This is a genomic window from Streptomyces huasconensis (genome assembly GCF_021028635.1).
In the GTDB taxonomy this organism is placed as follows: Bacteria; Actinomycetota; Actinomycetes; order Streptomycetales; family Streptomycetaceae; genus Streptomyces; species Streptomyces huasconensis.
Genome location: NZ_CP086119.1, coordinates 5231574 through 5246224, shown reverse-complemented (window position 1 = coordinate 5246224; position 14651 = coordinate 5231574). Strand labels below are relative to the sequence as shown.

The 14651-nt window shown below is 72.8% G+C and carries 14 protein-coding genes; 5 read left to right on the top strand and 9 right to left on the bottom strand.

What is annotated here, in order from left to right:
- Positions 1–17: 17 nt before the first annotated feature.
- The 4 genes from J2N69_RS24080 to J2N69_RS24065 all read right to left on the bottom strand — a co-directional run bounded on the left by J2N69_RS24080 (position 18) and on the right by J2N69_RS24065 (position 4063).
- A complete protein-coding gene (locus J2N69_RS24080) occupies positions 18–2702 on the bottom strand; it encodes a SpoIIE family protein phosphatase (RefSeq protein ID WP_408056784.1) in 2685 nt (894 codons plus the stop codon).
- A 173-nt stretch (positions 2703–2875) separates the two neighbouring features.
- Positions 2876–3292: an ATP-binding protein gene (locus J2N69_RS24075; RefSeq protein ID WP_230902589.1), complete on the bottom strand. Its 417-nt coding sequence runs from the start codon at positions 3290–3292 to the stop codon at positions 2876–2878.
- Positions 3293–3419: 127 nt separating this feature from the next.
- Positions 3420–3818, bottom strand: a complete 399-nt coding sequence (locus J2N69_RS24070; protein WP_230902588.1) for a (deoxy)nucleoside triphosphate pyrophosphohydrolase — start codon at positions 3816–3818, stop codon at positions 3420–3422.
- 59 nt (positions 3819–3877) lie between these two features.
- Positions 3878–4063, bottom strand: coding sequence for an SPOR domain-containing protein (locus J2N69_RS24065; protein WP_230902587.1), 186 nt, complete (start codon positions 4061–4063; stop codon positions 3878–3880).
- A 286-nt stretch (positions 4064–4349) separates the two neighbouring features.
- Here J2N69_RS24065 and J2N69_RS24060 point away from each other — a divergent pair, with 286 nt between their 5' ends.
- Together J2N69_RS24060 and J2N69_RS24055 are read left to right on the top strand one after the other, a co-directional pair.
- A complete protein-coding gene (locus tag J2N69_RS24060; protein WP_408056783.1) occupies positions 4350–4976 on the top strand; it encodes an RNA polymerase sigma factor in 627 nt (208 codons plus the stop codon).
- Entirely contained in the window at positions 4973–6046 is a 1074-nt protein-coding gene (locus J2N69_RS24055; RefSeq protein WP_230902586.1) for a CU044_5270 family protein, read from the top strand. The genes J2N69_RS24060 and J2N69_RS24055 overlap by 4 nt, the downstream gene beginning before the upstream one ends.
- Positions 6047–6053: 7 nt before the next feature.
- On the opposite strand, the gene J2N69_RS24050 is transcribed toward J2N69_RS24055, so the two are convergent.
- Together J2N69_RS24050 and J2N69_RS24045 are read right to left on the bottom strand one after the other, a co-directional pair.
- Positions 6054–6809, bottom strand: coding sequence for a GntR family transcriptional regulator (locus J2N69_RS24050; RefSeq protein ID WP_230902585.1), 756 nt, complete (start codon positions 6807–6809; stop codon positions 6054–6056).
- Positions 6810–7080: 271 nt separating this feature from the next.
- A complete protein-coding gene (locus tag J2N69_RS24045) occupies positions 7081–8655 on the bottom strand; it encodes a S8 family peptidase (protein ID WP_230902584.1) in 1575 nt (524 codons plus the stop codon).
- 372 nt (positions 8656–9027) lie between these two features.
- On the opposite strand from J2N69_RS24045, the gene J2N69_RS24040 reads away from it, so the two are divergent.
- A complete protein-coding gene (locus J2N69_RS24040; protein ID WP_230902583.1) occupies positions 9028–10185 on the top strand; it encodes a pyridoxal-phosphate dependent enzyme in 1158 nt (385 codons plus the stop codon).
- Between the two features lie 28 nt (positions 10186–10213).
- Here the strand turns inward: J2N69_RS24040 and J2N69_RS24035 are convergent, their stop codons facing one another.
- Together J2N69_RS24035 and J2N69_RS24030 are read right to left on the bottom strand one after the other, a co-directional pair.
- Entirely contained in the window at positions 10214–10852 is a 639-nt protein-coding gene (locus tag J2N69_RS24035; protein WP_230902582.1) for an HAD family hydrolase, read from the bottom strand.
- Positions 10839–12059, bottom strand: a complete 1221-nt coding sequence (locus J2N69_RS24030) for an acyl-CoA dehydrogenase family protein (RefSeq protein ID WP_230902581.1) — start codon at positions 12057–12059, stop codon at positions 10839–10841. Before J2N69_RS24030 ends, J2N69_RS24035 begins: the two co-directional genes overlap by 14 nt.
- 93 nt (positions 12060–12152) lie before the next feature.
- On the opposite strand from J2N69_RS24030, the gene J2N69_RS24025 reads away from it, so the two are divergent.
- Positions 12153–12758 (top strand): TetR family transcriptional regulator, encoded by a 606-nt coding sequence (locus J2N69_RS24025; protein ID WP_392720161.1) that lies wholly within the window; start codon positions 12153–12155, stop codon positions 12756–12758.
- On the opposite strand, the gene J2N69_RS24020 is transcribed toward J2N69_RS24025, so the two are convergent.
- Positions 12732–13757, bottom strand: coding sequence for a ScbA/BarX family gamma-butyrolactone biosynthesis protein (locus J2N69_RS24020; RefSeq protein ID WP_230902579.1), 1026 nt, complete (start codon positions 13755–13757; stop codon positions 12732–12734). The two genes, J2N69_RS24025 and J2N69_RS24020, sit on opposite strands and share 27 nt — an antisense overlap.
- 229 nt (positions 13758–13986) lie before the next feature.
- Between J2N69_RS24020 and J2N69_RS24015 the strand changes: the two genes are divergently transcribed.
- A complete protein-coding gene (locus J2N69_RS24015) occupies positions 13987–14643 on the top strand; it encodes a ScbR family autoregulator-binding transcription factor (RefSeq protein ID WP_230902578.1) in 657 nt (218 codons plus the stop codon).
- Positions 14644–14651 lie beyond the last annotated feature (8 nt).

The following is a 14651-nucleotide window of genomic DNA, read 5'->3' as shown; positions in this document are numbered from 1 at the left end:
CAGGGGCCGCCGCAGGGTCAGAAGAGGCTGAGCAGGGCCTCCGCCGCGTCCATCGGCTCCGTCTCCCCGTCGGGCAGCGCGAGTTCGAACCAGACCGTCTTGCCCCGCGGGGTCCGGCGCGAGCCCCACGCGGCGCTGAGCAGGCCGACCAGCTGGAGGCCGCGCCCGCCCTCGTCGGTGTCGCGGGCCCGGCGGCGGCGCGGCTGGACGAAGCTGCCGTCCCAGACCTCGCAGACCAGGGTTCGGTCGAGCAGGAGCCGCAGCCGGATCTCGCCCTCGCCGTACCGCAGGGCGTTGGTGACGAGTTCGCTGACCAGCAGTTCCGCCGTGTCGCAGAGCGGGTCCAGGTCCCAGGCGCGCAGCTTGTCGCAGGCCAGTTCACGGGCCCGGCCCACCGACTTGGGGTCGCGCGGCAGCTTCCAGTCGCCGACGTGTTCGGCCGGCAGTCCTTCGACGCGGGCCATCAGGAGGGCGATGTCGTCCTCGCCGTGGTGGGTGTCGAGGGTGTTCAGGACGTGGTCGCAGACGTCCTCCAGGGCGGGCGGGGCGTCGCCGAGGGCGCGTACGAACGCGTTCAGCCCCTCCTCCAGCGGGTGGTCGCGTGACTCGACGAGGCCGTCGGTGTAGAGGGCGAGGAGGGCGCCCTCGGGGAGTTCGATCTCCACGTCCTCGAAGGGTTCGCCGCCGACGCCGAGCGGCAGCCCCGGCGGCACGTCGAGCATGAGCGCGAGCTGGCCGGAGTCCCCGGGCTCGACGAGGACGGGCGGCAGGTGTCCCGCGTTGGCGAAGGTGCAGCGGCGGGTGACGGCGTCGTAGACCGCGTACACGCAGGTGGCGAGGTACACCTCGCTGAGGTCGGCGTCCGCGGCCTTGCGGGCCGCGCGGGTATTCTGCTGGGGCCCGGCCGGGTTGCCGAGGCCGCGGGCGATCTCGTCGAGGGCGGAGAGGACCTCGGCGGGCTCCAGGTCGAGCAGGGCCAGCGTGCGCACGGCGGTGCGCAGCTCGCCCATGGCGACGGCGGCGCGCAGGCCGCGGCCCATGACATCGCCGACGACCAGGGCGGTGCGGTGGCCCGGCAGCTCGATGACGTCGAACCAGTCGCCGCCCACCTCGTTGGCGGCGTTGCCCGGCAGGTAGCGGCAGGCGATGTCCAGGCCGGACGCCTCGGGGTCGCCGGGCGGCAGCAGGGAGCGTTGCAGTATCAGCGCGCGTTCGTGCTCGCGGCGGTAGAGGCGGGCGTTGTCGATGCAGACGGCGGCGCGGGCGGCCAGTTCCACGGCGAGCGCCCGGTCGCGCTCGCCGAAGGGTTCGCTGCCCTTGGTGCGGGAGAACTGGGCGAGGCCGACCACGGTGTCGTGGGCGACCATCGGCACGGCGAGCGTCGACTGGATGAGGCCGCCGGTGAGGCGGCTCGCGGAGCCGTCGTCCTCCGCTGTGGTCAGCCGGGGCCGGGCCGCGCGCAGGGCGTCGGCGCAGGGCGAGGTGAAGGGGAAGCGGTGCACGGCGCCGACCTCGACGGGGGCGCCCCCTTCCGGGAACGGGGCGTCGGCGACGGCGCTCGCGAAGGCCACGCGGCGCAGCTCCGCGCTGCCGTCGGCGAGGCCGGGCGGGGTCTCGTCACCGGCGAGCAGGCCTTGGTACAGGTCGACGGAGGCGAGGTCGCAGAAGCCGGGGACCGCGACGTCCAGGAGTTCCCTGGCGGTGGTCTCCAGGTCGAGGGAGTTCCCTATGCGGGCGCCCGCCTCGTTCAGGAGGGCGAGGTTGCGCCGGGCGTGGGCGGCCTCGCGGGCGGCGGCGTGCCGCCGGGTGACGTCGGTGCCGAGGCCGGCGACGCCGATGGGGCGGCCGGAGCCGCTGTGCACGCGGTAGAGGTTGATCGACCAGTGCCTGCGGTCGTTGCTGCCGGGGGCGGGGCCCACGATCTGCATGTCCGTGACGGGGTCGCCGGTCTGCAGGACCCGCTTCATGGCCGCGGCCATGCGGTCGGCCTCGTGGCGCGGCAGGTAGTCATGGACGGTGCGGCCGCGGTGGTCCTCGGCGCCGCCGCCGAAGACGTCGGCGAAGCGGCGGTTGGCGCGCCGGACCTTGAGGTCCGTGCCGAAGAGCAGGAAGCCGAAGGGAGATTGGCCGAAAATGGCCTGCGAGGAGGCGAGGTCCGTCTCGATCTGCCGGAGCGCGCGGACGTCGACGACGATGCAGACCGCGGCCCGCTCGCCGTCCTCCGTGCGGGTCGGCATGACGTAGACCTCGGCGACGCCTTCCAGGCCGGGGTCGGCGGCGCCGTCCCCGTCGGGGACACGGAAGGGGACGACGCCCGTCCACTCCCGTCCGTCGAGGATCTCCGCCATCTTGCGGTAGCCGTCGGCGCGCAGCTCGGAGGGGACGAAGGCCTCGATGGGGTCCTTGCCGACGGCGTCCCGCGCGGCCACGCCGAACAGCTGTTCGGCGCGTGTGCTCCACTGGTCGACGAGGCCGTCGGGCCCGATCGAGAACGAGGCGGCCTTGATGTAGTCGTAGAGGGAACCGGGCGGGCTGCTGTGCCACATCTCGTCCGCCGGCACGTCGCCCGGCACGCCGCCAGGGGCCTCGCCCGGCATGTCGCCGGTCGGTCCGCCGGTCGCCGGATCGCCCGGCGGCCGCTCGGTCTGCGCGTCGCCCGACGGCCCGTCCTGCTCCGTCGCCTTCGCTGGTATCTCGCTCACGCGAACCGTCCCCTCCAGCTCACCGCGTCCGGCACCGGTCACCGCGTACGGCTGACCGCAGTATCCAGCACTACGGTGCAGCGCCACACGGCGTTCACGATCACAGCACGGTCTCGACGCTTTTTGGCCCGTGCCGGTCTTGTGTCCGACGCCCTTCGCACACTGCAAGTCTTCTAACCCGGCAGCGCCAGCTCGAACCACACCGTCTTCCCCGTCCTGCCCGTGCGGCCCTGCCGTGTGCCCCAGCGCCGCGCGGAGCGGGCGACGAGCTGGAGGCCGCGTCCGCCCTCGTCGTCGGGGGCGGCGGCGCGTGCCAGCGGCGGGTCGGGCAGCGGGTCGGACACCTCCACGAGCAGGGTGCCGAGCGGGTCGGCGGGGCGTACGAGGCGTACGCCGATGGGCCCCGAGGCGTGCCGCAGCGAGTTGGTGACCAGCTCGCTCACGAGCAGCGCGGTGATGTCACCGAGCGAGCCGAGGTCCCAGTCGCCGAGCTGCTCGCGGACGACATGGCGGGCGGTACGGACGGCACCGGGGTCCGCGGGGAAGTCCCACTCGGCGCAGTCGCCTTCGATGTCGATCACGCCGATCACTTCCAGACCAGAAGCGGAACCTGTCCGGTTTCGGGCGGTTAATGCCCACATACCCGATATTGACGTGGCTTTACCGCGCCAGGGGGCGCACTGTGGCACGAACGGCGTAGGAACGGCGCGGGAGAGATCAACGCGCGGCGCGCGCCACCGCGAGTGCCGCCGTCACGGCCGGGACGTCCGCGGCCAGCCACTCCACCGACCACACCTGGTCAGGGGTGAGCCAGCGCAGTTCGTCATGGTCCTGGAGGGGCTCGGGGTCGCCCGAGCGGAGCCGGGCCGTCCAGACCCGCAGGACGTACCCCTTGGCGAGCGGCCACTGTCCGGGCACCCGCTCCGCGACCTCCGCCTCGACGCCCAGTTCCTCGCGCAGCTCGCGCACCAGCGCGTCCTCGCACCGCTCACCGGGCTCGACCTTGCCGCCGGGCAGTTCCCAGCCGCCCGCGAGTTCGGGGGGCGCACTGCGGCGCGCGGCGAGCAGGCGTCCGTCGTCGTACAGGGCGGCGCCCACCACGATGCGTTCGTTCATGCGCCGGAGCCTAGGGCCCTGGGGCCCGCTGCCGGGCGCCGGGGCAGGGGGCGGCTCGGTCAGCGCCCGCCGCCGTTCTGGTTCAGCTCCTCGATCCAGTACAGCTGCTTGTGCCCGCGGTCGTCGAGGCTGTCCGCGATCTTCTGGGCCTCGGCCTTCGTGGCGAACCTGCCCACGCGATAGCGGTTGCCGTTGTCGTCCTCTCTGATGACGAGCCAGGGCAGCAGGACCGTCTCGTCGTTCATCGCGCTTCTCCGCTCGCCGCCCCGGACGCGCGCCACGCCTCGATCGCTAAGGAAACCGCACTCCGCATATGCCCGAGCCTACGCCCGACCTTTACTGTGCGGATACGCGTTTGCACAAAGAGATACGCGGCAGGCGGCGCCGGGCGTAGGCAATCGGCCATCCGTACGGTGATGCGCGGGGGGCGCACGCGCACAGTGCGCCCCCGGGCGGAGAGCCGGTCGGCCGCGTGACGCGGACCACAGCAATGTACGGGGAACCGACCCCCTCTCACGGAGAGGAGTGGGTGTGAAGGACTCAGACAACGAAGTGCGCCGCCAGGTGCGCGAGGGCGACCCCGAGGTGTTCGCCCGGCTCTACGAGGAGTTCGCCCCCGCCGTGTACCGGCACGCTCTGCGGCTGACCGGCGACTGGTCGACGGCCGAGGAGATCATGTCCGAGACGTTCCTGGTCGCGTGGCGAACGCGCGCCCGGGTGCTGGAGGACGGCGGTTCCCTCCTGCCGTGGCTGCTCGGCATCGCCACCCACAAGGCGGACAACGCCCGCCGCGGCCTGCGCAGACGGAACCTCTTCCTGGCCCGGCAGCCGCGGCCGCGCGTCGAGGAGGACTTCGCGCCCCGCACGGTGGGCCGCATCGACGACGCGCGGCGCCTGCGCGCCGTGCAGGCCGCGCTCGGCCGGCTGCGCCGTCAGGAGCGCGAGGTCCTGACCCTGTGCGTGTGGGCGGGGCTCGACTACCGGCAGACCGCCGAGGCCCTCGGCATCGCGGTCGGCACCGTGCGCTCCCGCCTCTCGCGGGCCCGCAAGAAGCTCGCCCGACTCGCGGAAGAAGAACGGGAACTGCCGGATGCCCGCGGAGAGATGACCAGTGCGGCCGCGATCGCGGCCCTGACCGTGCGGGAGGAGCCCACATGAACGACAGGAACGCCTCCGCTGTCCCGGAGCGCCAGGGCGCCGGCGGCGACGGTGACGACCGCAAGGCGATCGCCCGCCTGCTGCCCGCCCCGCCCTCATGGGACCTTCCGCCCGATCGGCACGCGCGGGGAAAGGACCTGCTGATGCACCAGATCGACCATGACCGGACCACCCGGACCCGGCCCGTGGGCCGCCGGCTGCTGCGGCCCGCGCTGCTGGCGCCGGTGAGCGCGCTCGCCCTGGCCGGCGCGCTGACGGCGGGGATCGCCCTGAGCGGCGACGACAAGGCCGCGGGCACCGCCTCGCACCGCGCGGCCACCGACATGCGGCCCGCCGCGGCCCTGCTGGGCCGGATCTCCGACGCCGCCGGGAAACAGCACTCCCCGGCCGTGCGGGACGACCAGTTCGTCTACACCCGGAAGAAGGTCCGCGAGGCGGATCTGACCAGCGGCAAGGCCGTCGTCAGCCCGCTGAAGGAGTACGAGACGTGGGTCTCGCAGGAGCCGGGCCCGCTACGCAAACTCGGCCTGATGCGCAGCGGTGACGGCGAGACCCTCCCCATCAACGCCGAGCTGGGCGACACCGAGGGCACACCGGCGGGCATGTCCCGCCCCACCTACCGGTGGCTCGCGTCCTTGCCCACCGACCCGGACGAACTCCTGGACCAGCTGTACGCCCAGACCCCGGCGGCGCGGGGCCGCGAACGCGACCAGGCGGTGTTCGAGCAGATCGGCTCCCTGCTCGGCGGGATGACGCCGCCCCGCACGGCCGCCGCCCTCTACCGGGCCGCGGCCAAGATCCCCGGCGTCACCGAGGCCCCGGGGGCCCGCGACGCGATCGGCCGCCGGGGGCTCGGCATCGCCCGGGAGGACACCCGCCACGGCGTCCACACGGAGTGGGTCTTCGACAAGGAGGACTACTCCTTCCTCGGCTCGCGCAGCCGGCTGACCAAGGACATGCCGTACGGCGCGGCGGGGACGCTGCTGTCCAGCTCGGCCGAGCTGCGGCACGCGGCCGTGGACGAGGCGGGCCGCCGCCCCACCGGGTCCACGGACGGAGGCATGCCCTGATGCGGGGTCACTTCACGGGGAGGTGGTAGGCGATGCGGTAGCGGTCGGCGGGCACGACGACGTCGGCCGTCTCCACCGGGCGGCCCGAGGCGTAGTACGTCCGCTGGACGACGAGGACCACATGACCGGGGACACCGCCGAGCGCCGTCAGCTCCTCGGCGAGGCCGGGCCGCGCGCCCACCTCCTCCGCGACGTTGTCCACGACGACGTCGATGGCCGCCATGCGCTCCACCACTCCGCAGCCGCCCAGGGGGCCTTCCTCGGGGAGCATCACCGGGGTGCGGCCCGTGAGGGCGAGGGGCTCCCAGGAGGTGGAGAGCATCATGGCCTCCCCCGCGTCCCGGAAGACGTACTTGGTGCACATCACGCGGTCACCCGGGTGGATGCCGAGCCGCTCGGCGATCTTGGCCCCCGCCTCGACCTGCTCGCTGCGCGACTCCCAGGTGCCGCGCGCGCCCTCGGCGGCCTGCTCCTGGCGGAAGGGGGTCGAGCCGCCGTTCACCGCGCGGTAGCCGGTGCGGGCGATCTTGCGGGGGACGGGGCGCTCGCGCACGTACGTGCCGGAACCGGAGCGGCCCTCGACCAGGCCTTCGGCCATCAGGACCTTGCGCGCCTCCAGGGCGACGGTGTCCGAGACCCCGTACTCCTCGCGAATCCTGGCCTGCGAGGGGAGCCGGGTGTGCGGCGGCAGCGATCCGTCGACGATCTTCTTGCGCAGATCGCCCGCGACGCGCAGATACGCCGGCTGCTCACCGAAAGTCACTGGCCACTCCCATCAGGTTGACAGACAGCTACAGCCTGGCAACCGTCGGTTGTTGCCTGCAACCCAAGGCCAAGGAATCACTCGAAGTGATGATTTCTGCCCGGCCGGGTCTTCCCGTGGGGCCGCTCTTTCGGATACAAGCTTTCGGATACAAGCTCTCGGATAGAAGCTTGCGGATACCCACACGTCTCGGACAAGCGCTCGCCCTCGCGGCGGACCGGACCGCCGTCCGGTTCCGTCCCGCGAGGGCGAGGTTCACTCGATCAGAGCCTCAGAACTGCAGGCTCCAGGAGTCGATCTTCCCGGTGTCCTGCGCCGCGTTGTCGCTGACCCGCAGCTTCCACGTGCCGTTGGCCGTCTCCGAGGAGGCGTTCACCGTGTACGTGGTGTTGATGTTGTCCGTGCTGCCGCCGGTGCCGTAGGCCTTGAGGGTGTAGGCCGTGCCGTCGGGGGCGATCAGCTGGACCTGGAGGTCGCCGATGTACGTGTGCTGGATGGTCACCGGCACGCTCAGGGCGGCGGGCGCGTTGCCCGGCACCTCGGTCACGGTCACCGGGGACTCGGCCGTGGCGTTGTCCTGGATCGCGTAGTCCGTGTCGTTGGTGAACTTCTTGCCCGGCGGGTTCGTGGAGCCGCCCGTCACGTTCAGCAGGCGGTTGGGCGAGCCGGTGCCGGGGTTGGTGACGACGCCGGTCGAGGAGGCGCTCACCAGGGCCGAGGAGACCTGCGCCGGGGTCGCCGACGGGTTCTGGCCCACGTAGATGGCGGCGGCGCCCGCGACGTGCGGGGACGCCATCGACGTACCGGAGATGGAGTTGGTCGCCGAGTCGCTGGTGTTCCACGCCGAGGTGATCGAGGAGCCCGGCGCGAAGATGTCCAGGATGCTGCCGTAGTTGGAGTAGCTGGCCCGGGCGTCGGTGCTGGTCGTGGCGCCGACGGTGATGGCCTCCGCCACGCGCGCGGGCGACTTGGTCGACGCGTCGGTCGACTCGTTGCCCGCCGCGACGGCGTACGTGATGCCGGAGGCGATGGAGTTGCGCACGGCCGTGTCGAGCGCGGTGTCGGCGCCGCCGCCGAGGGACATGTTGGCGACGGCGGGCTTGACGGCGTTCTTCGTCACCCAGTCGATGCCCGCGACGACCTGGGCGGTGGTGCCCGAGCCCTGGTTGTTCAGGACGCGGACGCCGACGATCTTGGCCTTCTTCGCGACGCCGTGCAGGGTTCCGCCGACCGTGCCCGCGACGTGCGTGCCGTGGCCGTGGCCGTCCTGCGCGGTGTTGTCGTTGTCGATGGCGTCGTAGCCGTAGGAGGCCCGGCCGCCGAAGTCGCTGTGGCTGATGCGGACGCCGGTGTCGATGACGTACGCGGTGACGCCCTCGCCGGCGGAGTCCGGATAGGTGTACTTCTGGTCCAGCGGAAGGGTCTTCTGGTCGATCCGGTCCAGGCCCCACGAGGGCGGGTTGGTCTGGGTGGCGCTGGCAGTGAACGTCCGGTTCTGGACGATCGCGTCTACGGCCGGGTCGGCGGCGAACTTCTCCGCCTCGGCCTCGGTGAGCTCGACCGCGTAGCCGTTGAGGGCCTTGTCGTAGGTCCGCTCGATCTTGGCGCCGTACTCCTTGGCGAGGGCCCTGCCCTCGGCGGAGCGGGCCTTCGGACCGTTCTTGTCGAGGCTCACGATGTAGCTGTTCTTGATCGTGCCGGGGGCGCCGGCGTTCTCGATCCTGCCTTCCGCCTGCCGCGGCTCGGCGGTGGCCGGGAAGGCGGAGACGACGCCGAGGGCGAGGGCCGCGACCGCGGTCGCGCTGATCCCGGCCACTCTTCGGCGGTTATGACGCATCACTGCCATCTGAGGGGTCCTCCTCAATAGGTGGTGCGTTGGTGGGGGATTGGTGCCTGTGGTGCCCACACACGCGGAGGCGCGCCCTGTGCGGCAGGAGCATGACAATCTGATCCGTCACGTCCGGCGCGGCTCGGGATCGGCCTCCGTCGGGACGAAAGATTGGCTGATCCATAGGAATCCCACAAGGGTCCGGACCGGACGGAACGCGGCCGCCGCGGGCGCCGCGCGCCCCAGGGGCCTCAGCGGCCCCTCGGGCAACATGACGCATCGTCAGCCACCGGCTGCAGTCGGGACCGCGCGGTCGCTTGGCCCGGACGGCGATGCCATGGGCACCGGCCAGGGACTCGGTGTCACCGGCCGCGGCGCTAGCCTGCGCGCATGACCGCCGAGACCCGCCGGACCGCCCTGGCCGCGCTGCCGGACTGTTTCTGCCCCGCCGACGGGACCCGTGTCCCCGCGACGTCCCGGGAGTGGGCCTGCCCGCTCTGCCGCGGCCCCCTCGACCTCGACTTCTCCCCCACCCCGGCACCGCTCACGTCCCTCACCGGGCGGGTCCACTCCCTGTGGCGGTACGCGGAGTGCCTGCCGCTGCCCGCCCCCGCGATCTCCCTCGGCGAGGGCCGTACGCCGCTGGTGGAGCTGACGGGGACGGTCCGCGCGAAGCTGGACTTCCTGATGCCGACGCTCTCCTTCAAGGACCGGGGCGCGGTCGTGCTCGCCGCCCTGGCGGGGCACCTCGGCCCGGACCGCGTCATCGCCGACAGCAGCGGCAACGCGGGCACGGCGGTCGCCGCGTACTGCGCGCGGGCCGGGCTGCCCTGCACGGTGTACGTCCCCGCGGGGACCTCGCCGAAGAAGCTGGAGCAGATCGGCGCGCACGGAGCGCGGCTCGAAGTGGTGGCCGGGGGACGGGAGTCGGCGGCCCGCGCGGCCCGCGCCGCCGCCGACGCGCCCGGCACGTTCTACGCCTCCCACGTCCACAACCCCTACTTCCTCCAGGGCACCAAGACCTACGTCCACGAGGTGTGGGAGGACCTGGGCGGTCGGCTGCCCGACGCCTTGGTGGTCCCCGTCGGCAACGGCACGCTGCTGCTCGGCGCGGCCCTCGCCGTGCGTGAGCTGCACGCGGCGGGCCTGATCGCGAAGGCGCCCGCGCTGTACGCGGTGCAGGCCGCGGCGGTCGCCCCGCTGGCCGCGGCGTGGCGGGCCGGCGCCGACGACCTGCTCGGCGAGACGACGGAGGCGGCGCCCCAGGCGGCGGTGACCTCGGCGGAGGGCATCGCGATCCCCCGTCCGCCGCGCGCCCGGCAGATCCTGTCCGCCGTACGGGAGTTCGGCGGCGGCTTCCTCACGGTGACGGACGAGCAGATCGCGGCGGCCCAACTCGACCTGGCGGCGCGCGGCCTGTACGTCGAGTCCACCGGGGTGGCCTGCTGGGCGGCGGTGCGGGACGGTGCTCTCGACGGCCGGACGGCGGTGGTGCCGCTGTGCGGGGCGGGGGCGAAGACGGGGGTGGCGGGCGGTTCGGGGGTGTGAGGGGCCGCCACCGGCGACCGCGCCGCCGCTAGCCTCCGGCGAGCGCCCCCACCCGGACGGCATGCCCCACTTCGCCGAGCATCGGCAGGTCGGACGCGTCGTCCCCGTAGCCGTAGCAGTCCGCCGGGTCGATGTGGGCGTAGCGGGCGAGCAACTCCCGCACCAGGCGCCGCTTCTCGTCGCCGATGACCGGGGCGCCGAGGAGCGCGCCGGTGTAGACCCGGCCGCACCGCTCCAGGCGCGCGCACAGCACGTGTGCGGCGCCCACCGCCTCGGCGAGGGGCTCCAGGAGCGGGCGGAACGACCCGGAGACCAGGGCGATGCTCGCGCCCTGTGACCGGTGGGCGCGCAGCTCCTCGGCGACGCGGCGTACGTAGAAGCCCTTGTCGGCGCTGCGTTCGGCGAACCAGCGGCGGGCCCACTCCTCGACCGCCGCCACCGGCTCGCGCCGCCACGCCCGGTAGTAGACGCGGTTGGCCTCCTCCCTCGGCAGGCCCGCGGCCGTCCTCGCGCAGAGGTCCTCGCGGACGGCGGCCGCGCGGCGCGCCCCCTCGGCGCCGTACCGGCCCGCCGCGTAGTAGTCGAGGAACTCGAAGAGGCTCTTGCAGGTGATCAGCGTCTGGTCGACGTCGGTGAAGACCAGGCGGGGGCGGTCAGACATCGGCATGGGGGACCTCCAGGGCCAACTGGTCTGCCGCGGCAGGGGTTTCGTCGGGTTCGGACACTTCGGAGAAGACGCTGCGCGCGTAGTCGACCGCCGCCTGCTCCCTGCGCAGCATGCGGTGGCTCGCCACGGTGCGTACGTCGCGGCGGCACCGCTCGACGACGTCCGGTCCCGCCGCGCCGGAGCGGGCGCCTGCGCGGTGCAGCCGCTCGACCCCGCGGGCGAGGAGCCCGATGACGGAGGCCGCGACGCGCCGGTTGCGCGCCACGTCCCGCTCGGTCCAGGTCTCGGCGTCGGCGCGCTGCGCGGCGTCCCGCAGCAGAAGCTGGGCCGCCTCGATCTCGTCCGCCGCGAGGGCGAGGACCCGGTGCAGCCGCAGCACCTCGGCGTCGGGGAGGTCGGGCGCGTGGCGTGCCGCCCACCGCGACCAGGCCTCCAGCGCGTGGCGCGCGGCGCCGAGGGCCGGGGCGCAGAAGAGGAGCCCGCCGCCCAGCTGGGCCGGGACGGTGTGGCACCTGGCCCGCCCGGGGCCGGGGGTGCCGGCGGTCAGGTCGGCCATGAGGAAGGTGCGGTGCCGGGGCACGGCGACGGAGTCGACGACGACGGTGTGGCTTCCGGTGGCGCGCATCCCGTCGGCGCGCCAGGTGTCGAGGACGTCCACCTGGGCGCGCGGGAGGGCGAACACCCGGCAGCGGCCGCCCTGTTCGGCCGGCTCGGTGGAGGTGAGCAGCAGCCAGTCCGCGAACGCCACCCCGCTCGCGTACGCCCAGGTGCCGCTGAGCAGCCATCCGTCCGAGGTGGGTGTGGCCTCGCCCGAGGGGCCCATCACGGCGGTGATGCGCGTGTCGGGCGAGGCCGCCCAGAGGTCGCGTTGCCCGTCGGGGGGCAGGTAGGCGGCGAATCTGCCGTGCGCGGCCCACAGCACGCCGCACCACGCGGCGGACGCGCAGCCGGCGCCGACCGCCGAGGCCGCGTCGACGAGGGCGCCGAAGGTGCCTTCGGCGCCGCCCCAGGCGCGGGGCACGAAGTGCCGGGCGAAGCCGGCGCGGGTCAGCAGCCCCACGGTCCGGTCGTCCAGGCGGCGTTCGCGCTCGGCGGCGGTGGTGTGGACGGCCGCCGAGCGGGCGGCGCTGGCGACCGCGGCGGGCGGCAGGAGCGCAGGTCCGCCGACTCGCCGGTGTCCTGCTGGTGAACTCTGTGACCGAATCATCTGTGGCATACACCCCTGAAGCAGATTAGAATTCGTTCCCGAACGTATCTTTAGCGCCGTCAATCCCTCGCCGCTCGATTCCCAGTGAAGGAGGTGTGCACCTTGCCGAAGCAAGCACGGGCCTTGCGCACTTACGACGCCGTCCTGGACGCCGCCGCCTACGAGTTCGCGCGCTATGGGTACGCGAACACCAACTTGCAGAAGATCGCCGACCAGATCGGCCTGACGAAGGGCGCTCTCTACGGCCACTTCTCCAACAAGGAGGAGCTGGCCGCCGTCCTCTCCGCCCATCTGGCCGCCGCGGTCGAACTCCCCCTGGGCGAGGCGAAGGCCTCCACCGATCCGGCGTTCGACCGGCTGCGGACCCTCATGCTCACCCTCGGGGAGCTGTTCCAGGGCGATGTGCGGGCCCGTGCCGCGCTCCGGCTGACGCTGGAGACCGCTCAGGCGTCAGGGGTCACGGCGGCCTTGCTGGAGGAGACCCACGCGGTGGTGCTCCGACTGGTGGGCGAGGTGCAGCAGGAGGGGCGCTGGGATGCCTCGGCGTCCGCCAAGGCCGTGACCGACCTGCTCGTGGCCGCGTTCTTCGGTGTCTTCTGGATGGGCTCCGCCGCCGAGCGCACGGAGTCGGGCGGCCGGGTGGCCGCGATGTGGAACGTCCTGGCCCACGCCCTACGGGGCAAGGCCGCCGGTCAGTGAGGCGAACTCGGGCCGCCGGCCCGTCCCCTCCCCGCTCTCGCGCGGGCCCACGCCCGCCCAGGTCATGTCAGCCCTGGCCAGCAGGGTGTCGCCCTGAAGGGCCGCGACGCGCAGCCGGAAGACGTCCGCCGCGGTGGCGCCCGGCACGCTCTGCTCGACCAGCAGCCGGATCGGCGCGTCCAGTTCGGCGAAGGCCGCGCACTCCACCTGGGTGGCGACCAGCGCGTACGCCTGGTCGTCGGGCGTCTCCCCGACCTGTTCGTGCACGCACAGGTGGCCGAGCTGGCGGAAGCCCTCCATCAGGACCATCAGCGGCACATGGTCCGTGGGGTGGTCGAAGAGCACCGCGTGGTCGCGGTCGAGCCGCAGCCGCCAGTCGCCGTCCGGCCAGCAGCGCTCCAGGACGCAGTCCTTCCAGCGCAGCCTCCCCACCCTGCGCGGCGGCACGAGCGGCGCGGCGGCCGCCACGTCCACGGCCAGGACCGGCGGGGCGTCGCCGCCCCACGCCATCCGGCGCAGCAGGCCGTACCGCCGGTCGTCCATCACGAACACCCGGATCGTGCCGGTGCCGCAGGGCGTGCCGGCCACGAGGAGCCGTACGTCGAGCCTGGCCCCCCGCGGCCGGCCCTCCTCCCAGGTCCACTCGGCCTCCATGACCACCGGGACGGGGACGCCGGTGACCCGTAGCGCGGCGGGGTCGGTGATGTCGAAGGAGAGGTCGCGCCCGACGAACCGGTGCCCGAGCGGCACCTCGCAGTACTCGTGGGCGATGTAGAGCATGGCCTGGCGGATGGTCTCCGCGAAGAGCATCGGATCGCTCAGACCCTGCTCGTCGGGGTGGTAGAGCGCGTGGTCGCGCGGCCACTGGGCCGCGACGGAGAAACGGCTGCCGCTTGTGCGACAGCCGTCCGTGACGAAGACCTCCGCGATCGAGCTGCGGTGCACCAGCTCGCGCGGGACGGGTCTGAGGAAGGTGAGAACGGGTGCCGCGAGAGCCATTGATGCGGCATCCACGTTTCTGGAATCATCGATGAGTACGACCGACTGCTGAGACAACGCTTCCCCCAAAACAGGACGAACTCTTGCCAGAGAACAGACGTGTGAAGCCTTGCTGCGCGGGAATTAATATACCTGCGGGAAGGTATATTTCAAGGGTCGAAACCACGTTCCATTGCCACCAACTCGCCCTGCCCAGCCAAGAGTTGGCGTAGAGCACGATATGGAAGCCATGAGCAACGAACGCAGGGCACCGCTGCCCCCTCTGCCGATCGCCACCTCCGCCAACGACACCTCGCACCTCAAGCAGGAGCGGGCCATCCACACCCGCAGGACGATCCTCGACGCGGCGGCCTCGGTCTTCGCCGAGACCGGCTTCCCCGCCGTCACGATCAAGGACGTCGCCGACAAGGCGGAGCTGACCAAGGGGGCCGTGTACTTCCACTTCGCCAACAAGGAGGCGATCGCCGTCGCCGTGGCGGACGAGTTCTACCGGCGGCTGAACGAGATCATCGCCCCCGTCCTGCAGGACGGCGACCCGGCATCCCCGCAGACGGTGGTCGACGTCCTGAAGGCGGTGGCCCGCGGCTTCCGCGACGACGACTACATCAAGGCGGGCTCCCGCCTCCAGATCGAACGCCCGTACATCAAGGGCGACATGCCGGTGCCCTACGTGGGCTTCACCGACCTGCTCACCGAACTCCTGGAGAACTGCCACAAGGCGGGGACGCTGCGGGCCACCGACCCCGCGTCGCTGGCGCGCGTCCTGCGGGCCGCGCTCTTCGGCGCGCAGCACATCTCCTGGGTGCAGGCCAACCGCCAGGACGTCGTCGAGCGCGTACAGGAGATCATCGACGTCTTCCTGACGACGTACGAGACGGTGCACTGACGGACGGA

What these genes read in the sequence shown, in the direction of transcription:
- J2N69_RS24020 (WP_230902579.1), bottom strand. Translation starts at nt 13,757, where the DNA reads ATGGCTCTCGCGGCACCCGTTCTCACCTTCCTCAGACCCGTCCCGCGC.
- J2N69_RS24070 (WP_230902588.1), bottom strand. Translation starts at nt 3,818, where the DNA reads ATGAACGAACGCATCGTGGTGGGCGCCGCCCTGTACGACGACGGACGC.
- J2N69_RS24035 (WP_230902582.1), bottom strand. Translation starts at nt 10,852, where the DNA reads ATGCCGATGTCTGACCGCCCCCGCCTGGTCTTCACCGACGTCGACCAG.
- J2N69_RS24015 (WP_230902578.1), top strand. Translation starts at nt 13,987, where the DNA reads ATGAGCAACGAACGCAGGGCACCGCTGCCCCCTCTGCCGATCGCCACC.
- J2N69_RS24065 (WP_230902587.1), bottom strand. Translation starts at nt 4,063, where the DNA reads ATGAACGACGAGACGGTCCTGCTGCCCTGGCTCGTCATCAGAGAGGAC.
- J2N69_RS24055 (WP_230902586.1), top strand. Translation starts at nt 4,973, where the DNA reads ATGAACGACAGGAACGCCTCCGCTGTCCCGGAGCGCCAGGGCGCCGGC.
- J2N69_RS24040 (WP_230902583.1), top strand. Translation starts at nt 9,028, where the DNA reads ATGACCGCCGAGACCCGCCGGACCGCCCTGGCCGCGCTGCCGGACTGT.
- J2N69_RS24045 (WP_230902584.1), bottom strand. Translation starts at nt 8,655, where the DNA reads ATGGCAGTGATGCGTCATAACCGCCGAAGAGTGGCCGGGATCAGCGCG.
- J2N69_RS24030 (WP_230902581.1), bottom strand. Translation starts at nt 12,059, where the DNA reads ATGATTCGGTCACAGAGTTCACCAGCAGGACACCGGCGAGTCGGCGGA.